The 19,569-nt window shown below is 70.8% G+C and carries 18 protein-coding genes and 1 pseudogene; 8 read left to right on the top strand and 11 right to left on the bottom strand.

The features are described 5' to 3' along the window. Nucleotides 1-400 precede the first annotated feature (400 nt). Nucleotides 401-1,360, bottom strand: coding sequence for a D-2-hydroxyacid dehydrogenase family protein (locus tag ACWD4J_RS43415; RefSeq protein ID WP_451401077.1), 960 nt, complete (start codon nt 1,358-1,360; stop codon nt 401-403). A gap of 233 nt (nt 1,361-1,593) precedes the next feature. On the opposite strand from ACWD4J_RS43415, the gene ACWD4J_RS43410 reads away from it, so the two are divergent. Then, entirely contained in the window at nt 1,594-2,415 is an 822-nt protein-coding gene (locus tag ACWD4J_RS43410) for a DUF72 domain-containing protein (protein ID WP_451401076.1), read from the top strand. Here ACWD4J_RS43410 and ACWD4J_RS43405 read toward each other — a convergent pair whose 3' ends face one another. The 6 genes from ACWD4J_RS43405 to ACWD4J_RS43380 all read right to left on the bottom strand — a co-directional run bounded on the left by ACWD4J_RS43405 (nt 2,416) and on the right by ACWD4J_RS43380 (nt 9,907). Further along, complete coding sequence (locus ACWD4J_RS43405) at nt 2,416-5,265, bottom strand: SpoIIE family protein phosphatase (RefSeq protein ID WP_451401075.1); 2,850 nt, start codon at nt 5,263-5,265, stop codon at nt 2,416-2,418. A gap of 170 nt (nt 5,266-5,435) precedes the next feature. After that, the gene (locus ACWD4J_RS43400) at nt 5,436-5,924 is read right to left on the bottom strand and encodes a MarR family winged helix-turn-helix transcriptional regulator (RefSeq protein ID WP_451401074.1); all 489 of its coding nucleotides are present in this window, start codon (nt 5,922-5,924) and stop codon (nt 5,436-5,438) included. A gap of 315 nt (nt 5,925-6,239) precedes the next feature. After that, nucleotides 6,240-6,725, bottom strand: coding sequence for a GNAT family N-acetyltransferase (locus tag ACWD4J_RS43395; protein WP_451401073.1), 486 nt, complete (start codon nt 6,723-6,725; stop codon nt 6,240-6,242). A 73-nt stretch (nt 6,726-6,798) separates the two neighbouring features. Next, nucleotides 6,799-7,803 carry a Gfo/Idh/MocA family protein gene (locus ACWD4J_RS43390; RefSeq protein WP_451401072.1) on the bottom strand — a complete coding sequence of 335 codons (1,005 nt, stop codon included), beginning with the start codon at nt 7,801-7,803 and terminating at the stop codon, nt 6,799-6,801. Nucleotides 7,804-7,935: 132 nt separating this feature from the next. Continuing rightward, the gene (locus tag ACWD4J_RS43385; RefSeq protein ID WP_451401071.1) at nt 7,936-8,712 is read right to left on the bottom strand and encodes an SDR family oxidoreductase; all 777 of its coding nucleotides are present in this window, start codon (nt 8,710-8,712) and stop codon (nt 7,936-7,938) included. A 16-nt stretch (nt 8,713-8,728) separates the two neighbouring features. After that, the gene (locus ACWD4J_RS43380; protein ID WP_451401070.1) at nt 8,729-9,907 is read right to left on the bottom strand and encodes a phytanoyl-CoA dioxygenase family protein; all 1,179 of its coding nucleotides are present in this window, start codon (nt 9,905-9,907) and stop codon (nt 8,729-8,731) included. A 113-nt stretch (nt 9,908-10,020) separates the two neighbouring features. Here ACWD4J_RS43380 and ACWD4J_RS43375 point away from each other — a divergent pair, with 113 nt between their 5' ends. Beyond that, a complete protein-coding gene (locus ACWD4J_RS43375; RefSeq protein WP_451401069.1) occupies nt 10,021-11,052 on the top strand; it encodes a LacI family DNA-binding transcriptional regulator in 1,032 nt (343 codons plus the stop codon). Between the two features lie 17 nt (nt 11,053-11,069). On the opposite strand, the gene ACWD4J_RS43370 is transcribed toward ACWD4J_RS43375, so the two are convergent. Together ACWD4J_RS43370 and ACWD4J_RS43365 are read right to left on the bottom strand one after the other, a co-directional pair. Beyond that, nucleotides 11,070-11,474, bottom strand: coding sequence for a hypothetical protein (locus ACWD4J_RS43370; protein WP_451401068.1), 405 nt, complete (start codon nt 11,472-11,474; stop codon nt 11,070-11,072). 171 nt (nt 11,475-11,645) lie between these two features. Further along, nucleotides 11,646-11,918 carry a DUF1876 domain-containing protein gene (locus tag ACWD4J_RS43365; RefSeq protein ID WP_451401067.1) on the bottom strand — a complete coding sequence of 91 codons (273 nt, stop codon included), beginning with the start codon at nt 11,916-11,918 and terminating at the stop codon, nt 11,646-11,648. Between the two features lie 223 nt (nt 11,919-12,141). On the opposite strand from ACWD4J_RS43365, the gene ACWD4J_RS43360 reads away from it, so the two are divergent. Beyond that, a complete protein-coding gene (locus ACWD4J_RS43360) occupies nt 12,142-13,362 on the top strand; it encodes a cysteine desulfurase-like protein (protein ID WP_451401066.1) in 1,221 nt (406 codons plus the stop codon). 66 nt (nt 13,363-13,428) lie between these two features. On the opposite strand, the gene ACWD4J_RS43355 is transcribed toward ACWD4J_RS43360, so the two are convergent. After that, nucleotides 13,429-14,700, bottom strand: a complete 1,272-nt coding sequence (locus ACWD4J_RS43355; RefSeq protein ID WP_451401065.1) for a hypothetical protein — start codon at nt 14,698-14,700, stop codon at nt 13,429-13,431. 160 nt (nt 14,701-14,860) lie between these two features. Between ACWD4J_RS43355 and ACWD4J_RS43350 the strand changes: the two genes are divergently transcribed. Both ACWD4J_RS43350 and ACWD4J_RS43345 read left to right on the top strand, forming a co-directional pair. After that, on the top strand, nt 14,861-15,235 hold the full coding sequence (locus ACWD4J_RS43350; protein WP_451401064.1) for a VOC family protein: 375 nt from the start codon (nt 14,861-14,863) through the stop codon (nt 15,233-15,235). 177 nt (nt 15,236-15,412) lie between these two features. Further along, entirely contained in the window at nt 15,413-16,129 is a 717-nt protein-coding gene (locus ACWD4J_RS43345) for an SDR family oxidoreductase (protein WP_451401063.1), read from the top strand. A 147-nt stretch (nt 16,130-16,276) separates the two neighbouring features. On the opposite strand, the gene ACWD4J_RS43340 is transcribed toward ACWD4J_RS43345, so the two are convergent. Continuing rightward, nucleotides 16,277-16,975, bottom strand: coding sequence for an HAD family hydrolase (locus tag ACWD4J_RS43340; protein WP_451401062.1), 699 nt, complete (start codon nt 16,973-16,975; stop codon nt 16,277-16,279). A 200-nt stretch (nt 16,976-17,175) separates the two neighbouring features. Between ACWD4J_RS43340 and ACWD4J_RS43335 the strand changes: the two genes are divergently transcribed. The 3 genes and pseudogenes from ACWD4J_RS43335 to ACWD4J_RS43325 all read left to right on the top strand — a co-directional run. Further along, nucleotides 17,176-17,571, top strand: a complete 396-nt coding sequence (locus tag ACWD4J_RS43335) for a hypothetical protein (RefSeq protein ID WP_451401061.1) — start codon at nt 17,176-17,178, stop codon at nt 17,569-17,571. A 212-nt stretch (nt 17,572-17,783) separates the two neighbouring features. Next, nucleotides 17,784-18,203, top strand: coding sequence for a YrdB family protein (locus ACWD4J_RS43330; protein WP_451401060.1), 420 nt, complete (start codon nt 17,784-17,786; stop codon nt 18,201-18,203). Nucleotides 18,204-18,213: 10 nt separating this feature from the next. Continuing rightward, nucleotides 18,214-19,461, top strand: a pseudogene (locus ACWD4J_RS43325) (outer membrane protein assembly factor BamB family protein); the annotation flags it as partial. Between the last annotated feature and the right edge of the window lie 108 nt (nt 19,462-19,569).

Here is a 19,569-nt window from a genome sequence, read left to right as displayed (position 1 = left end):
ACGATTGACATTTACTGGCAATCCGGGGCGAGCCGGGTGGTCGGAGCAAGATCTTCATCGGCCTCCTAGGCCCTGTCGTCAAATTCCCGCCTGCCCCGCGACGCCTGGCACGCGCCCTCGCCGCGTTGCCGGAAAACCCTGGTAGCTCCGCTACGAGGGCTTTCCGGCGCCTTGCGATCGCACGCACCAGACGCCGCGGGGCCCGCCCTTCGGGCGGGACGGCGGGAGTTTGACGACAGGGCCTAGAACCCGCAGGGACGAGGAGGCCAAGGACCCGCCCGCTTCTCGCGGACCCTGATTGCGCGGTGCGCGGTGTTGCTCCGCTTCTCCGCGTCTTTATGGATGTGGGGTCCTTGGCTCCACTTTCATTGGACCACCGGTCGGCCCTGTGCACCAGGCGTCAGCCCAGAAGGCGTACCGGCGACCCGGCGAGGAACGCCTGGATGTTCTCGACGGCCTGGCCGTAGTACGTCGCATAGTTCGCGCGGGTGACGTAGCCGAGGTGCGGGGTGGCGAGCAGACGGGGTGCGGAGCGCATCGGGTGATCGGCGGGCAGCGGCTCGATGTCGAACACATCGACCCCCGCCCCCGCGATGCGGCCGTCCCGCAGTGCGCTGAGCAGTGCGTCCTGGTCGACGATGGCCGCACGGGAGGTGTTGACGAGATAGGCCGCAGGCTTCATGAGCGCCAGCTCGGCGGGGCCGATCAGCCTACGGGTGCGGTCGCTGAGCGCGAGGTGGACGGAGACGAAGTCGCTGCCGGCGAGCAGCTCCTCCTTGGAGGCGGCCAGCTCCACGCCGACCTCCTCCGTGCGCTTCTCGGTGAGGTTCTGGCTCCAGGCCACCACCTCCATGCCGAAGGCGAGTCCCACCTGGGCCACCCTGCTGCCGATCTTGCCGAGCCCGAGCAGACCGAGCCGACGGCCGTGCAGATCGGCGCCCACGGTGCTCTGCCAGGGGCCGCCGTCCCGCAGTGCGTCGTTCTCCGTGACGATGCCGCGGGCCAGGCCGAGCAGCAGCGCCCAGGTCAGCTCGACGGGAGGCGTCGAGGAGCTCTCGGTGCCGCACACCGTCACGCCGCCTGCTTCGGCGGCGGCGTAGTCGATGACCGAATTGCGCATGCCGGAGGCGATCAGCAACTTCAGTCGAGGCAGCCGTGAGAGCAGCGAGGCGGGGAAGGGCACGCGCTCGCGGAGGGTCACGACGATGTCGAAGTCCACGATCGCCACGGCCAGTTCGTCCTCGGTGGCGAAGTGCTCGGTGAAGGTCACGACCTCCACGTCATCCGCGAGGGGCGACCAGTCGGCGGCGGTGGTCGCGGCGCTCTGGAAGTCGTCGAGCACGGCGCAGCGAAGGTGCATGTCGGTTCTCTCCAAGGCTGGTGTCGCGGTGGTCATGGCAGAGGCTCCCGGCCGGGGCGACCCTTCGGCCCGCAGGATCGTCGGCCCGTCGGTCCGTCCCCGTGATTCTCTCCGTTCCGCTCCGGCGTGGACGAACGGGGGTGCGCTGGGCACCCGGCTCACCCCTTACCGCGCTCAGCCCCCGCCGTGGTTCCTGTCTGCCGGGAGCGTCGCGGGCGTGCTGTGATGGATGTATGCCCGTGTTCGTCGGTACCTCCGGGTGGCAGTACCGGGACTGGCGCGGAGTCCTGTATCCGGCCGACATGCCCCAGCGGCTGTGGCTGGAGGAGTACGCGGCACAGTTCGCCACGGTCGAGATCAACAACGCCTTCTACCGGCTGCCCACGCCGGAGACGTTCGCCGCATGGCGGGACCGTACGCCGGCGGGCTTCGTCATCGCCGTCAAGGCCAGCCGCTTCCTGACCCACATCAAGCGATTGCGTGACCCCGGGGAACCCGTGCACCGGCTGATGAGCCATGCCGCCGGTCTCGGGGACCGGCTCGGTCCCGTGCTGCTGCAGCTCCCACCCACACTGCGGGGTGATCCCGCACTTCTGGACGACTGCCTCAGCTGCTTCCCGGCCGGTACGCGGGTGGCCGTCGAGCCCCGCCACGGCTCCTGGTGGACCCCCGGGGTCCGGGCCGTGCTCGAGAACCGCCGTGCCGCGTTGTGCTGGGCCGACGTGGAGGCCCGGCCCGTCACGCCGCTGTGGCGGACCGCCGGCTGGGGCTATCTGCGCCTGCACGTCGGACGGGCCCAGCCATGGCCCCGCTACGGCAGACAGTCGCTCCACACGTGGGTGCGGCGCCTGGCCGACACATTTCCGGACACGTGCGACGACGTCTATGTGTACTTCAACAACGATCCAGGCGGAGCTGCGGTCCACGACGCCATGGTCTTCGCGCGCGCCGCCCTGGCCGGGGGAATGACGGTCAGCCGTACCCCGCGGCGCCTGCCGACGCGGACCGGCACCGGCACAGGCGCCGCACGAAGCGGCGCGGCCGGTGCCGCGTGACTAGACCTGGGGCAGCGGCTGCTCCGCCCAGATGATCTTGCCTTCCGGGGCGTAGCGGGTGCCCCAGCGTTCGGCGAGCTGGGCGACGAGGAACAGGCCGCGTCCGCCCTCGTCCGTGGTGGCCGCGTACCGAAGGTGCGGCGAGGTGCTGCTGGCGTCGAAGACCTCGCAGATCAGGCTGCGGTCGTGCAGCAGACGGACCCGGATCGGGGCGCCGCCGTAGCGTATGGCGTTCGTGACCAGCTCGCTGAGCAGCAGCTCCGTGGTGAAAGCCATGTCGTCCAGTCCCCACTCGGCAAGCTGCCGGACGACCGAGGCGCGCACGTCGGCCACGGCCGCGGGGTCGGAGGGCACGTCCCATTCGGCGATGCTGTCGGCGTCCAGGGCGCGGGTGCGGGCGACGATGAGGGCGATGTCGTCGCTCTGCCGGGCCGGCAGCAGGGCGTCGAGAACCGCCCGGCAGGTTTCGTCCGGGGACCGGCCGGTCCCGGCCAGGGCCGTGCGCAGGAGGTCCAGTCCGATGTCGATGTCGCGGTAGCGGTCCTCGATGAGCCCGTCGGTGTAGAGGACCAGCTTGCTGCCCTCGTCCAGGACCAGTTCGGCCGTCTCGAACGGCAGTCCGCCCAGGCCGAGCGGCGGGCCCGCGGGCACCTCGGCGAACTCGACCGTGCCGTCGGGACGGACCAGGGCCGGTACGGGGTGGCCGGCCCGGGCGACGCTGCAGCGCCGGGAGACGGGGTCGTAGATCGCGTACAGACAAGTGGCGCCGGTGATGGCGGCGGTGCCGCCCGCCGCGGCCTCGTCCTGGTCGATACGGCTGACCATGTCGTCGAGGAGGCCGAGGATCTCGTCGGGCGGCAGGTCCAGGGTGGAGAAGTTGTGCACCGCGGTGCGCAGCCGGCCCATGGTCGCGGCGGCGTGCAGCCCGTGGCCGACGACATCGCCCACGACGAGCGCGACACGGGCGCCGGGCAGCGGCATGACGTCGAACCAGTCGCCGCCGACCCCGGCCTGCGCGGGCAGATAGCGGTAGGCGACGTCCAGCGCGGTCTGCTCGGGCAGATTGCGCGGAAGCAGGCTGCGCTGCAGCGTCACGGCCATGGTGTGCTCGCGGGTGTAGCGGCGCGCGTTGTCGATGGAGACCGCGGCGCGGGCGACGAGCTCCTCGGCGAGGGCCCGGTCGTCGTCGTCGAAGGGCTCGGGGTTCTCCGAGCGCCAGAAGTTGGCCATCCCCATCACCATGCCGCCCGCGCGCAGCGGGACGGTGACCAGCGTGTGGATGCCGAAGTCCAGGACCTGCGCGGTGCGCCCGGGGTCCTGTGCGAGCCACGCGGGCGACGACTTCAGGTCGGGTTCGACGACTCCCTGCCCTGTGGCCAGGCCCCGGGCCTGGGGAGTGGAGGGGACGATGGTGATCTGCTCGCCCATCGGGTAGAGGGGAGCGTCCTTGCGGATGCCCTTGAACGCGGTGCGGTGCAGTTCGGTGACCGTGCCATCCGGATCGTCCCCGTTCACGACGGCGCTCACCAGGTCCACGCTCACGTAGTCCGCGAAGCGCGGGACGGCCACCTCCGCCAGTTCCTCGGCCGTACGGGTCACATCCAGGCTCGTGCCGATGCCGACCCCTGCGTCGTACAACAGTTTGAGGCGTTCCCGCGCCACCTCGGCCCTGCCGGACAGGGCACGCAGCTCGGTCGAGTCGCGGAGCGTCGCGACGCTTCCGCGCGGGCCCCCGTCGCGGTCCGTGGGCCGGTTGTTGACCGCGAGGAGACGGTCCCCGACCAGGTGCACCTCGTCGGTGGCGACACGGCCGGAGGCCAGCAGGCTTGCCGTGGCCGAGTCCAGGCCGAGTTCCGAGACGTGCCGGCCCTCGGCGTCCTTGGGCAGGTCGAGCAGCCTCTGCGCCTCGTCGTTGGCGAGTACCAGCCGGCCCTCGCCGCTGAGGATGATCACCCCTTCCCGGACGGAGTGCAGCACCGCGTCATGGTGCTCGTACATCCGGGTCATCTCGTACGGGCCGAGGCCCCGGGTCTGGCGCAGCAGCCGTCTGCTCGCCACGGCCGTCCCGGCCGTGGCGAGAGCGAGGGCGGTGGCCGCGGCGGCGAAGAGGATCGGCATCTGCTCCTCGACGTAGCCGCCGACATGGGCGGTCGTGATGCCGGCCGACACCAGCCCCACGACCTTGCCCTCGGAATTCCTGACGGGCACCACTGCCTGCACCAGCGGCCCCAGAGTTCCCGTGATCTCCTCGGTGACGGGGTGGCCGGCCAGGGCGGGACCCAGGTTTCCGACGAACTTCTTCCCGATCCTGTCCGGCTTGGGGTGGGTGTAGCGGATCCCCTCCGTGTTCATGACCACGATGAAGTCCACGTTCGACTGCTTGCGCGCCGCCTCGGCGCGCGGCTGGAGCAGCGCGGTGGGGTCGGGGGCGGCAAGGGCTTCCACGGTGCCCGGGGCGTTCGCGAACGTCTCGGCGACGGCGAGCGAGCGGTTGCGGGCCTCTTGGCCGCTGTCGTGCCGGACCTGCAGCACCAGCGCCAGCGCCGCGGCCACGACCAGCAGCAGCACGATCACCACATGCAGTACGAACACCTGGCCGGCGACGCTGCGCCTGCTCAGGGCCGACCGCAGCCTCGCAAACCAAGGGCGCCGGGGACCGCGGTCGGGGCCGCCGTCATGTCGTCTGCTCCGTCCGGCGGAGCGCGGCGGGTGGGGTGCCTGCCGGGACCTCTGCCCGGCCCCCTCGGGCGGGTCGGCCAGTCGGCATGCGACGTCCGGTCTGCGCTCTGAGCGCAGACCGGTGAGCGCGAGGCCCGACTGGGCCCAGGATCGACCCAAGAGTCGGACCATAGGCCATGTCTACACTGCTGCGGTCCCATGAGGCGAGCCTCATCACGTTCCGTAACAGAAATGCGTTCGGGTCGAAGCGCGGCTGACCAACCTGCCGAACCATCTGCGGGTGCTGCGCGAGGCCGGCGTGGTCGAGACGGAGCCCTGCGGCCGCCCCGGCGACCCACCCCTCAGTCCCCTTCGGGGACCTTCAGCTCGCCGCTGGCGGCGAGCTGGCCGAGCACGCGCTCGCTGATCTCGGTGAGGAGGGCGAGCTCCTGGGGCGACAGCAGGTCGATGAAGTACTCCCGCACGTTGGCCACATGGCTCGGTGCGGCCTGCTCGATGGCCCGAAGACCCTCCGCGGTCAGGGAGACCACGGCGCTGCGGGCGTCCTCGGGGTTGGGCTCGCGGCTGATCATGCGGCGCAGCTCCATGCGGCGCAGCTGGTGCGACAGCCGGCTCTTTTCCCACAGGAGCCGACAGCGCAGCTCCAGTGAGCTCATCCTCCTGTCGGGATGCTCCGACAGCACCACGAGGATCTCGTACTCCGGCTCGGACAGCCCCCAGTCGCGCAGCAGCTGCTGGTTGAGCCGGGCCCCCAGCAGACGACGTGCGCGCAGATACGTGCGCCAGGCGTGGTTCTCCTCGGCGCTCAGCCACTGGGGAGTGTCTGTCATGGCCGTGATCGTATGAGGACGGTTGATATGTACCTGGTGTGTGCGCCCAGTGTGGCGGTTCGATGACGTCGGATGGGCGCACGGTCGGGCCCGACGCCGGTGTGCCGGTGTTCCGGGTGTCGCGCCTGAGATCCGATCAGTGCGTCACGCGGGTCACAGAAGACAAATACCCAGATGAAGGAGGCAGACTCGTTCTGTCGGGCGGGCATCGCGGCGCGAGCCGGTTCGCGGCGCGACGCCCACAACGCCCGCGGCCGGGCCACACGACTGCAGACGCGGTGACCCGGCGACGAGGGGCAGGGAAGCAGTGCGTCGTCAGCGGTCCTCGTGCAGCACGAGCAGGACGTGCTCGTACTCGCCGTGCCACACGGAGTCGGCGCGCCGGAACCCGCACTTCTCCAGCAGGCGCACCGAGCCGGTGTTCCCGGCGAAGGGGTCCGCGTGGAGCGGCCGGTTGGTCTCCAGCCGCAGAAACTGCGTCAGCGCCTCCGTGCCGATGCCGCGGCCCCAGTACGGGCGCCCCAGCCAGTAGCCGATGAAGCGCCGGTCCTGCTCCCACCAGGCCACGATGTTGCCCGCCGTCTTCCCGTCGGCGGTGACCGTCTGCACGAAGACGGTGGGATCACCGAGGACTCTCGTCGCCCAGTGCTTCATGAAGGCCTCGCGGGGCCGAGGCGTGAACCTCGACCGCCGCGCCGCCTCCGCCTCGTGTTCGTACTCGAAGAACAGCTGCAGATCGGCTTCCCCGACATCCCGCAACCGCACGTCCACGACCTGTTCCGACCGCACATCGTCACTCATGCGGGGAGTCTGGCATCGAGCACTGACATCCGGTCCGGCCCACGAGCCCGGCGACGCCGAGCGCCTGCCGGGCCTAGCCCCGGCGCACCTCCGCCATGCGTACGGGACGGTGCTCGTGCAGCGACAGGGTGCAGGCCTCGGCGATCAGGCTCGCCTCGATGGCGTCGGCCACGGTGCACGGGGACGGCCTGCGGCCCGCGACGACCTCGGTGAAGGCGGTGAGTTCGGCGCGGTAGGCGTCGGCGAAGCGGTCCATGAAGAAGTGGTGCGGCTTGGCGGCAGGGAAGGTGGCCCCGGGCTCGACCGAGCGCAGCGGCAGCTTGTCCTCGAGCCCCGCCGCGATGCTGTCCTTCATGCCGTGGATCTCCAGACGGGCGTCGTAACCCCGGGGGTTGTGCCGGGTGTTGGAGACCAGGGCCAGCGTGCCGTCGTCCAGTGTGAGGACGGCCGAGGCGGTGTCGACGTCTCCGGCCTCGGCGATGTAGTCGGCGCCGCGGTTGGAGCCGGCGGCGTACACCTCCACGACCTCCCGGCCCGTCACCCAGCGGACGATGTCGAAGTCGTGGACGCTGCAGTCGCGGAAGATGCCGCCGGAGACGGCCACGTACGCGGCGGGCGGCGGCGCCGGGTCCAGGGTGGTGGACCGCACGGTGTGCAGGAGCCCGAGTTCGCCGCTGAGCACGGCCTGCCGGGCCGCCACATATCCGGGGTCGAAGCGCCGGTTGTAGCCGATGTGGACCTCGACGCCGCTGCCCTCGACCGCACGCAGCACGTCGAGGCTCTCCTCCACGGTGCGGGCCACCGGCTTCTCGCAGAAGACCGGGATGCCGGCCTTGACGGTGGCGAGGATCAGCTCCGGGTGCGCGTCCGTCGCGGCGGCGATCACGACGCCGTCGACCCCGGCGCCCAGTACCGCCTCGGGTGAGTCCACCGCGGTGGCCCCGAATCGCTCGGCGGCGGAGGCGGCGGCCGCGGCCACCGGGTCGGTGACCACCAGGGAGTCCACCGACTCGAGCTGGGACAGGGTTTCGGCGTGGAAGGCGCCGATCCGGCCGAGGCCCATGATGCCTATACGCATGAGATGTTGCTCCTTCAGCCCGGTCGGGCGGTGCAAGGGTGTTTCGGGTGCAAAGGTGATTCGGTGGTGACGCAGGGGTACGGAGGGGTGTTCCAGGCTTGATCCAGCCCTGGTTCGGTGCCGGCGGCAGGCTCAGTCCTGGGCGCCGACGACGTTCTGGTCCCAGTCGATGACGGAGCCGGTCACGACGCCGCTGCGCTCCGAGAGCAGGAAGACGACGAAGTCCGCGATCTCGTCGGGCTGTCCCAGCTTGCCCATGGGCAGACGCCGGGCGGCCTCCTCGCGCCAGTCGTTGCCCGCCCCGTGGAACTCGCGCTGGATGGCGTCCTCGCCCTCGGTCTCCGTCCAGCCGATGTTGAGGCCGTTGATCCGGATCCGGTCCCAGCGGTGCGCGTGGGCGGCGTTGCGGGTCAGTCCGGCCAGCCCGGCCTTCGCGGCGGAGTACGGCGCGAGGAACGGAGGGCCGCCGTGCGCGCAGTTGGAGCCGATGTTGACGATGGTGCCCGGCGCCTGGCGGGCCACCATGTCGGCGACGGCCGCCTGCATCGCGAAGAACGGCGCCCGCAGATTGATCGCCATGTGCGCGTCGAACAGCTCCGGAGTGGTCTCCAGCAGGGAGCCGCGCGACGTGAGTCCCGCCGCGTTGACCAGGCAGTCGATCCGCCCGTGTGCGGCGACGACCTGTTCGACGCTGCCGCGCGCCTGCGCGGGGTCGGCCAGGTCGGCCCGTACGAAGGAGGCCTTCGTGCCCGCCTCGGCCAGCTCCGCCACGAGAGCCTCACCGACAGCGGTGCGACGCCCCGTGAAGACGACGTCGGCGCCCTCCCGGGCGGCCGCCCGCACGATCGCGGCACCGACGCCCTGGCTGCCGCCGTTGACGAGGACGACCTTGTCCTCAAGCAGTCCCATGAATGCGGGTTTCCCTTCAGCTCTGCCGGCGCTCGGTGCCGGCCTGCAGTTCCTGGCGCAGCCTGTCCGGGCTCCAGCCCTCGCTGAGCGCCTGCCATACGGTGTCCGCCTGCGACGGCGGGGCCAGACCGCCGACCGGCGGGTCGAGGTCCAGATTGGTGGGAAAGGGGTAGCCCTCGGCAGAGGCGGCGACCACGCGGCGCAGCCACTCCTCGGAGGCGCCCTCGGCCTTGCGGTGCGCCAGTACCGGGAAGAGCGCGTTGACCATGGCCTCGCGGTCGACGGTCTCCATCGCCCGTCCGAAGGCGGAGTTGATCTGCAGCAGGTTCGCCATGCGCCTGATGTCCGTCGACCGGTTGTGTCCCGCAGCGTGGAAGAGGGCGGGGTTGAAGAACACCGCGTCGCCCTTCTCCAAGGGCAGCTGGATGTGGTGCCGCTCGAAGTAGTCGATGAACTCCGGCCGTCGCCACGCGAGATAACCGGGCTCGTACTTCTGCGAGTGCGGCAGATACAGCGTCGGACCCGACTCCACCGGCATGTCGCAGTGTGCGACGGCGCCCTGCAGGGTCAGCACGGGGGACAGCCGGTGGACGTGCGCGGGATAGGCGGCCGCCTGCTCCCGGGACAGGAAGCCCAGGTGGTAGTCGCGGTGCACGCTCTGTGCCGCACCGCCGGGGTTGACCACGTTGATCTGCGAGGTCATCTGGTAGCCGGGGCCGAGCCAGGCCTCGGCGATGAGCGCCAGCGCGTCGTTGGCGTAGTAGTCGGCGAAGACCTCCGGCGCCCGGACGGCCGTCTTCTCCAGCGCGTTCCAGACGCGGTCGTTGGCGCCCGGTTTGGCGAAATGATCGCCGCGTGCCGCGACCGTCGTGCGTTCCTCGTCGATCAGTGCACGGAAGGAGGCGGTCGCCCGGTCCACGGTGTCCCCGTCCGCGAATGCGCGCTTGAGCACGACGATGCCGGGGCCGTCCAGCAGCGCCCGTACCAGCTCGGCCTGGACCGGCCGGCGACCGCCCCGCGTGGCGGCGAGGTCGCGCAGCCGAGCCGAGTCGTACAGCAGGACGTTCTGCTCGACCCCGTCGGCGGACGGGTAGTCGCGCAGCTCGGTGCTCTGCCCGGCCAGGAAGCGCAGGTCGTCGACGTCGCAGTCGCTCTCGCTGAGCCAGGCTAGCGACCCCGTGGCGCTGGGGAGCATCGGCAGGTCCTTTCGGAGTGCGTCCGTTTCCGCCAGTCTTAGGAACCGGAGTCCATCACGCAATGCGCAGACATCCATCAAAAAGCCATCAAATGAAACCGGGAAAAACAGACATGGTGCACCCGTATCCGATCAGGGAGATCGCCCGTCAGGCCGGCCTCAGCACGGCCACCGTCGACCGCGTCCTGAACGACCGCGGCGGCGTACGGGAGAGCACCGTGCGGGAGGTGCGCCAGGCCATCGCCGATCTGGACCGGCAGCGGACACAGGTACGCATCGGCGGCCGCACGTTCCTGATCGACATCGTGATGCAGACACCGGAGCGGTTCTCCACGGCTGTACGGGATGCCCTGGAGGCCGAACTGCCCGCCCTGCACCCGGCGGTCATGCGCTCACGCTTTCACTTCCGCGAGACAGGCCCGGTGTCGGAGCTGATCACGACCCTGGACCGGATCGCCAAGCGCGGCTCCCAGGGCGTGATCCTCAAGGCCCCGGACGTACCCGATGTCACCGCGGCCATCAGCCGGCTCGTCGCGGCCGGCATCCCGGTGGTCACCCTCGTGACCGATCTGCCCAGCAGCGCACGCAGCGCATACGTCGGCATCGACAACCGGGCCGCCGGAGCCACCGCCGCCTATCTCCTCGGGCAGTGGCTCGGCGACCGTCCCGGCAGCGTCCTCGTCACCATCAGCCACGGCTCCTTCCGCAACGAGGAGGAGCGCGAAATGGGCTTCCGCAGCGTGATGCGCGGCACCCACCCCGAACGGTCGCTGGCCGAGGTGACCGACACCGACGGTCTCGACGCGACCCAGCGGGACCTCGTCCTGGAGGCGCTCAAGCGGGACGAGACCATCAACGCGGTCTACTCCATCGGCGGCGGCAACGCCGCCACGCTCGACGCGTTCCAGGCCCTGGACCGCGAACTCGCCGCCTTCGTCGCCCACGATCTGGACCACGACAACACCCGGCTCCTGCGCGAGCGGCACCTGACCGCCGTACTCCACCACGACCTGCGCCAGGACATGCGCCGCGCCTGTCAGACGATCATGCGTGCGCACCACGCGCTGCCGGACGAGGGCCCGTTCCTGCCCTCGGCGATCCAGGTCGTGACGCCGTACAACTTGCCGCCGGGGATCGCGGAGTGAGCCCCCCAGCACACAGCTCACATGGCGATGGGGCCGGGCCGGTTCGCGGAGGTCAGCCACCGCCAGCGTCGGCGCTCCGTCACGCAGGTGGTGGCCGCCAGTACGGTGACGAGGACCGCCGCCCAGGCGGGCCACACCAGCCAGGACGAGACCACGGCCGCGGCCAGCTGCAGCAGAACCATCAGGACGGTGACCCGGCCCGGCACCGCGATGATCACGTTCGCCTTGTCCCCAGGGGTGGAGAAGACCGTGGGGAGCCCGATCAGGAGCACCACCGACAGAGCGGCGAGCAGCCACGAGTGGCGGGCCAGGGCCCAGGGCGTGGCCACCCAGGCGACGAGTTCCGTGGCGAAGCGCAGAGCGGACGCGGCGCGGTCGCCGGGCCGTCCCGAGGCCGCCGCTGCGGCGGGAGTGTCGGTCACCTGCGGACGGTCTCACGGCCCGCGTCCTGCTGTCAGGCGTTCCGCGCACCTCTCGAGGTGGGGCAGCCGAACCCGTCCAGCTGCCCCACCGAGCGACGACGGTGTCACGCTTCGACCGACATGGTCGACACGATGCCGGGACGCGACCGACCGCGGGACGCGACCGACAGATCAGGTCAGCGGGTGCGACGTCCTGCCCGACGCCTCGTCGATCTCGTCGTGCGCCTTGGTCAGCAGTTTGGTCGCCATGTCGTTGAGCGCTCTGGCTCCTGCGACCTCCTCGCCGACCCTCGGCTGGTTCGAGTCGGCGGGGTGGCGGCTGGCGTATCCGCGGGACCGCACCTCGCTCCCGTCCGGGAGCCTTATGAGGGCGGCGGCGCGGGTGTGCTGAGTGTCCTCCTCGAATTCGAGCTCCACATGCCATCCGACGGGGTGTTGCTCCATCACGATCACCTCCGGAACCGCTGATTCCAGAGTGCGCCCGACGGCCCGCGGTTGCACGACGTGCGCCGGTCTGCATCGCATGCGCTCCGGTCTGCGTCGCAGTGCGGAGACGACAGGGGTGGCCGGCCGACGCAAGCCGTGACGCCTGTCGATACCGTCGTCATCAGCTGACCCTGACCGCACTACCTGAGCACGCTCGCCCAGGCCCGACAGGAGTTCCCTCGTGACGGACGAGATCACCACGTACGACATCGCCGCGATCCGCGCCCAGTTCCCCGCCCTCGCGGCCGGAACGGCGCACTTCGACGGGCCGGGCGGCACACAGACGCCATCGCCGGTGATCGAAGCCATCGGGAACGCCCTGGCGCAGCCCCTGTCGAACCGCGGCGACGGGACGCCGGGGGAGCGCAACGCCGACACGATCGTCGCCGGGGCCCGGCAGGCCATGGCCGACCTGCTGGGCGCGGACCCGTCCGGAATCGTCTTCGGCCGCAGCGCCACGCAGCTCGCCTACGACTTCTCCCGGACCCTGGCGAGGACGTGGTCGCCGGGCGACGAGGTGGTCGTCACGCGCCTGGACCACGACTCCAACATCCGCCCGTGGATCCAGGCCGCGGCGCAGGCGGGCGCCACGGTCCGGTGGGCGGATTTCGATCCCGCGACGGGCGAACTGACCCCCGACGACATCCGCGCCGTCCTCTCCGACCGCACCCGCCTGGTCGCGGTCACCGCCGCATCGAACCTGATCGGTACGAGGCCCGCGATCCCCGTGATCTCCCGGCTGGTGCACGAGGCCGGTGCCCTGCTCTACGTCGACGGCGTCCACTACACCGCGCACACGCTCGTCGACACCGAGCAGCTCGGCGCGGACTTCTTCGCCTGCTCCCCGTACAAGTTCCTCGGCCCCCACCTCGGCGTCCTCGCGGCCCGGCCCGCGCTCCTCGAGACCCTGCAGCCGGACAAGCTGCTGCCGTCGACGAACGCCGTCCCGGAACGCTTCGAGCTCGGCACTCTGCCGTACGAGTTCCTGGCGGGCACCCGCGCAGCCGTCGACTTCCTGGCCGGACTCGGCCCGAACGCGACGGGGAGCCGCCGCGAGCGCCTCGTGTCCGCGTTCGCGGCGCTCGAGGAGCACGAGGACACCCTGCGCGCGCACCTCGACAAGGGACTGTCCGCCTTCGAGCAGATCACGGTCCACTCCCGGGCAGCCGAGCGCACCCCCACCCTGCTCCTGACGATCGACGGCCACAGCACGACGGACGCCTACCGCTACCTGGCGGAGCGCGGCGTCCACGCACCGTCCGGCTCCTTCTACGCTCTCGAGGCGTCCCGCCGGCTCGGCCTGGGGGACACCGGCGGTCTCCGCGTCGGCCTGGCCCCCTACAACGACTCTGCGGACGTCGACAGGCTGCTCGCGGGTCTGTCGGACTTCCTGCGCTTCTGAAACGACGTGACCGGCCCGAGAACAACGTGAGCGACCCGAGCAACCCTCGGGAGATGTCACGCTGTCTCAACCGGTGACGACATCGTCGAGCCCTGTGAGGACCACGCCCCCGCGGGGCAGACCCGTGAGGAGAGCGGGGGCGGAGTCCTCGTGGAACGGGCCGTAGAGGACACCGGCGAAGTACTCGTCCTCGTCGTCATCGACCTCGTCCACTCCCACGTCCCAGTCGGCGAGGTCGTCCTCCGGTTCGGACTCGCGGATCACCACTGTCTGGTCGTGCCTCCACACGGCCCGGGCCCGCACGTCACCGGCGTCCGCCGCGTTCACCGGATACAGCTCGACCCTCGCCTCCTTCGCTGAGGGCCACACCGCCACGCGAAGCACCGGCTGAGGTCCCGAACGCAGTGCGCGGGCCCGCGCGTCGAGCAGGAGCCCTCGGCCGGTCAGTGCGACGCCCGGCGCCAGCAGGAGCGCGGCTGTCAGTTGCTGCGGCATCGCGTCGTACGGCTCTGCGCGCAGCCGCAGCCAGGTCCCGTCCACCAGGACGGTCACCTTGCGGGCCACCGGGTAGCTGTGCGCGTACCCGGAGCCGACGGTGCGGGCCTCACCGGCGTACGGACCGTCAAGAAACTCGACGCGCACATCGGGATCGCCGTCGTCTCCTTCCTCGTATCCGAGGACCACTGCCGAGACGGCCTCCGCTCGTGCGGCACGGGCGTCCGACTCGGACTGGGCGACCGCACCCCACAGCACGAACGAGCCGCCGGCCAGGACGAACACGACACCCGTCGTGATCCGTACCGACCCACCCCGAAAACGCGGAAGCCGGTGCGGCAGCGGCGCCCGGTAGCCGGCGGTGGCGTCCTCGTGCAGCGCCCGCTGGCGGGCACGGGCGCGCAGCCGCACGTGCACACCGCACCAGGCCGCTACGAGCCCCAGCACCACGACCGCGCTGCCCGCCACGACGGCCACGGAGAGCCGAGCGGGGCCGGCCAGCGCCATCGCCGGCAGGACGAGCCCGAACGGCAGCAGTACGCGCGCCACGCTCGGGAGCCACAACACCGCCCAGGGCAGCAACAACACGAGGGCCGCGAACGGCAACGACGGCCAGTCGGTGCCGCACGGATGGCGTTCCGAGCACACCTGATCCGGCGCGGAGACACCGATGGCGATCAGGCCGCCGATCAGCGTGACCGCCAGAACCAGGGCCTGCAGCCCGAGCCGGGTCCACCGGGGCGGGGCCGCGGCGCGCCAGCGGGCGGCGTCCTTGCTGAACCAGTCGGGAGCGGGCGGCGCTTCACCCGGCGGCAACGGCACGGGGTCAGAGGGCGTCGTCATCCGCGCAGTATCGGCCGGAACGCCCCGGTCGCGACAGGGCGTCGGTGAGGTCCGCGCAAACGGCCGCGCCCCGTCCGGACGTGGAGGCGCTGACCAAGGAGTCGTGTCATGTCCGGGCCCGGCATACCCCACGCCGGCCTTCGTCCGCCAGAATCTGCCCATGCTGAGAATCGGATCCGTGGTGCTCGGTGTCTCTGATGTGCCGCGAGCGGCCGCGTTCTGGACGGAGGCCCTCGGGTACGTCCCGCGTGAGGAGATGGAGGACGACTGGGTGGTGCTGGTGCCGGCCGAGGGGTCCGGGCCCCAACTGGCGCTCGGACGGAGCGAGACGCCGGTGCAGGAACACCCGCGCGTCCATCTGGACCTGTACGCCGGGGATGCCGCCGACCAGGCCGCCGAGGTCGAGCGGCTGCTGTCGCTGGGCGCGTCGCGTGTCGACTGGGAACTGTATCCGGACGACGCCGACTTCGTCGTACTCGCCGACCCCGACGGCAATCGCTTCTGCGTCATCGACACCGCTCGTGAGGCCGGGTGACGGCCGGTCGGCATGACCGTGGACGGCCGCGTCGATGACCGGGGGGTGTCCGCGACCGCGTGGGCACCTGCCGCGGTACGGCTGAAGCCTCGCGCGGACTGTGGCGCGGCGCCGGGCTCCCTGGCCCGGGCGTGTGAGACTGCCCAGGCACTGGGCCGCACGTGCGCGGAGGGTCTGATGGCGAAACCACTCGTCGTGGTGACCGGTGCCGGCCACGGCATCGGCCGGGCCGTGGCGGCGGCCTTCGCGGCGGAGCGGCATCCCCTTCTGCTGGTGTCGCGGCACCTCCCGCCGCTCGACGGGCTGCCTTCCGAGCAGATCATGCGCGCAGCGGTCGATGTCGCCGACTACGCGTCGCTCGAAGCGGCGGTCCAGGCGGCGGAAGCCCGCCACGGACCGACCGAATGCATCGTCAACTGCGCGGGTCTCCTGCGGACCGGCCCGCTGGAGACCGGGGCCCCGGCGGATGTCTCCTACGAGGTCGACGTGCTCCTGAAGGGCGTACTCAACGGCATCCGCGTGGTCCTCGGCACCATGAAGGCGCGCAGGACCGGCACGATCATCAATGTGAGCTCGATCGGTGACCGGATGCCGGGTCCGGACGGAGAGGTGTACCACGCCTGCAAGGCGGCACTGCGCTCGCTTGCGGGCTCGCTGCAGAAGAGTCAGGCCGCGAACAACATCCGCGTCATCAATGTCGCGCCGGGGTTCGTCAGGACCGACATGCACACGGAGATGGGCATGAGCTTGCAGGAGTACTGCGAGCGGCTCGGCCATCCCGACTTCATCGGCGCCGAGCAGCTCGCCGACACCATCCTGTTCTGCTGGAAGCAACCACAGCGGGTGTGCGTGCGAGACATCGTGGTGATGCCGACGAGATCGGACTTCGGCTGATTCCGGCCTGCGGGACGCCTGTTGCGTGACCTAGGAGACCGATGAAGATCTTGCTCCGACCACCCGGCTCGCCCCGGATTGCCAGTAAATGTCAATCGTCATGAACCGATGCAAGCCGGGCGCGATTCCAAGATCTTCAGGACACTCCTAGGCCCTGTCGAAGCCGTCCGGGACACTCGTCTCGCATGGAGACGCAAACTCCGGCCGGGCGAACGCGAGAATGCCGGGCACAGCGTCGCGCAGGCTCTCGAAGTGACGGTGGACGCCGGCCGACGCAGTCGGAGCGTTCACGTTCCACACCGTCATGCCCGCCCGCAGCCCTGCCTCCACTCCTGACGGGGCGTCCTCGACGACCAGGCAGTTCTCCGGCGCGGCACCGAGCTGCTCGGCGGCCAGCAGGTAGGGCACGGGCGACGGTTTGCCCTCCGCCACCGCGGCCGCGTCCACGATGAGGCGCGGGACCGGTAGGCCCGTCCTGGCGAATCGCCCGCGCACCCGGTGCTCATAGTTCGAGGTCACCAGTGCCCACGCCCCCGACGGCAGGGCTTCCAGCAGCTCTGACGCACCGTCGAAGGCCGTGTAGTCGCCGGACCGAACGTCGTCGTCCTCCAGTTCGTGCAGCACGGCCAGGCACTCCTCGGGGTCCTGGTCCGGAGCCACCTCCGCGAAGGTCTCCATCGGCCGCGTCCGCAGCGCGACCCGATGGACCTCAGTGGCGTCCAGTCCGTAGCGCTCCGCCCAGATTCTCCAGACCCGGCGCTGGTTGTCCACGGCATCGATCAACGTACCGTCGACGTCGAAGAGGACGTATTTCCTGGGGCCGGGCTGCACCATCTCATCGATCACGCTGTGATCATGTCAGGCAGTCGCGCAGATCGTTCGGGGGAAGGGCTCTTCGCTGATCGCGACGAGCACGGTGTGTCCGTCAGCCGGTGTCTCATGTCTGCCGATCGACCGCAGCAGATGAGTAGCCTCGTCGCGAAGGGAGGTCGTTGATGAGGTTGTGGGTGACGTTACCGCCGGGGCCTGGAGAAGAGGTCCTGTGCGTGAAGACCGGTTCGATCAACTTCCCCAGCACACCGCTCGCGTTGTTCGGGGGGCTGCTCGTGCTCACCAACCAGCGCCTGTACCAAGGACCGTTGGACACTCGCCTCGCAGGCCGGCTGCTCAGTGCGACGGCCAACGTGGCCGGGCCGACGGGCACCGACACGGCGATCGACCTGATAGTCGACTGGGCGAACAAGGCGCGGGCCGTGGCTCTTCAGGACATCGCTTCTGTCGAATCCTTCGGCAGGTCGTCGCTCCGTGTGAGCACCGAGGACGGCAAGCGCCGCACCTTCGGGGTGGCCGCCAGCTGGCGGACGCCGGTGTGGTCGCGTAACAACGTCCCGCATCGCGACGAGATGCTGGCGGCGATTCAGCGGGCCATGGGCAGGACCTGAGCTGGGCACGTGCCCCTGTGAGTGCGGTGGGCGGGTGTGGTCGTCGGCTGGGAGGGGGACGAGACGTTGTTCTCGGGCACAGCCGCCTACTACCTGTGTTCGCGGCCTCGGTGGCGTCGGTCGCTTGACGGGTGTCGGAGGTGAGGCAGCCGCCGCGGCACCTTTCGTGCCATGCTGCGGTTCCGAGTCGAACAGTCGAAGGGGGAGGGCTGATGGCGCGGGATTCCGGCGGTGTCACGATCGCGTGGGACAAGCGGCGGCCCTGGTTCGCTGTCAACGAAGCGCTGGCGTTCCTGATCGAGTTGACCGCGCTGGCCCTGCTGGGCTGGTGGGGCTTCGCCACCGGGGGCGACGTGCTCGGCCGGATCGCGCTCGGCCTCGGAACCCCGCTCCTCGCCGTCGTCCTGTGGGCGCTGTTCGCCGCGCCGAAGGCGAGGCTGCGGCCCCCGCTCGCGGCGGTGCTGCTGGTCAAAGCGGTGGTGCTGGGCGGGGGCGCGGCCGGCCTGTACGGGGTGGGCCATCCTGTCGCGGCCGTGGTCCTGGCCGCCGTGATGGTCGCGAACACAGCGGTGGCCGAGATCTCGCGTCGCAGGCCGCCCCTGGTCGGCCAGGAGTTCGACGGCACGGCTTAAGCTCCGTGGGCCGACCACCTCGCCCGAAGGAGCCCAAGTGGCAGACGACAGACCACCATTGACGATCACGGCGGACGCCGGGAAGGGCCTGTGGACGCTGAGCGCGCCGGGCGGGACCCTGGGGCAGCCGGTCGTCGCCGGCGGCACCGTCTACGTACCCGTTACGGGCGGCCGGATCGCGGCCGTCGACGCGCACGAGGGCCGGATCCGCTGGTGCAGCGAGGCGCTCACCGAACCGGCCCCGCAACGGCTGGTGTGCGCGGGCGGTGCGGTCGTGGTGCCCGTGCTGCGGGACCGCGACCCGGGCGGGTTCACCGCGCTGGACGCGGCGACCGGGAAGGTGCTGTGGACCCGCCGCAGGAGTGAGCTGAACCGGATGGCCGCAGCCGGTTCGACCCTGGTGCTGTGGAACGACAACGGGGAGGAGCGGGGTGAGATCGCCGGCGTCGACGCGCTGACCGGGGAGACGCTGTGGGAGGACGGGTTCAAGCGGATATGGGGCCTGCTCGTGCGTGGGGACCGGGTGATCCTGGACGCCGGGGGGTTCCGCGCCCTGGACGCCCGCACCGGTGAGCAGGTCTGGGACGGGGGATACGGCACACTGCTGGGGCAGGACGGGACGACGGGTGATGCGGCGCTCTTCCACAGTTGGAGCGGCGGTGGCCTTGCCACACTGTCCGTGCGTGCGACCGACACCGGGAAGCAACTGTCCAAGCCCCGTTTCCCGCAGCGGGCGCTGAAGCACTTCTCCAGGCCGCCCGCCCTCGCCGACGGCGGCCGTGTCCTGTTCTCCGAGGCCTTCGGCCGCCGCGTCCGGATAGTCGCCTATGCGGGTGTCGACCGGGCCGAGTCGCTGGGACGTCATCGGCTGAGCCGGTGGCGCTTCACCTCGTTCCGTGTTCCGGCCGTGTGCGTCGGCGACTGGGTGTACGCCCTCACCTGGCGCCATCGGCTCCACGCGGCCGAGATCGGCGGGCGGCGACGGCTGCGGCGGCTGTCCGTGGTCGCACCGGACGGCCGGGCCGTGCGGGAGCCGGACGAGATCGTGGCCGGGCCGGAGCATCTGTTCGTCGGCGACCGGGACTCGGTGGCGGCGATCCGCGACGGCCGGGTGTTGTGGGTGGCGGCCACGGACGTGTGGGGCAACCCGCCGGTCCCGCTCGGGGCCGACCGCGTGCTGTTCCGGTCCGCGAACCGGGAAGCGAGGCCGGATCGGCTGCACTGCGCGGACGCGGAAACCGGCCGCCGGCTTTCCTGAGCAGCGTGCCCACCGATTCCTAATGCTGTCTGTCAAGCCGCGAGAGCCGCAGGAGGCACGACCTCGTAGGTCCGTCCGTCGCGCAGGAGGGCCCAGAGGACGTTGACG

It is taken from the genome of Streptomyces sp. NPDC002577 (genome assembly GCF_053594815.1).
The sequence above is the reverse complement of the archived record's forward strand: the minus strand, read 5'-3'. Positions and strand labels throughout refer to the sequence as shown.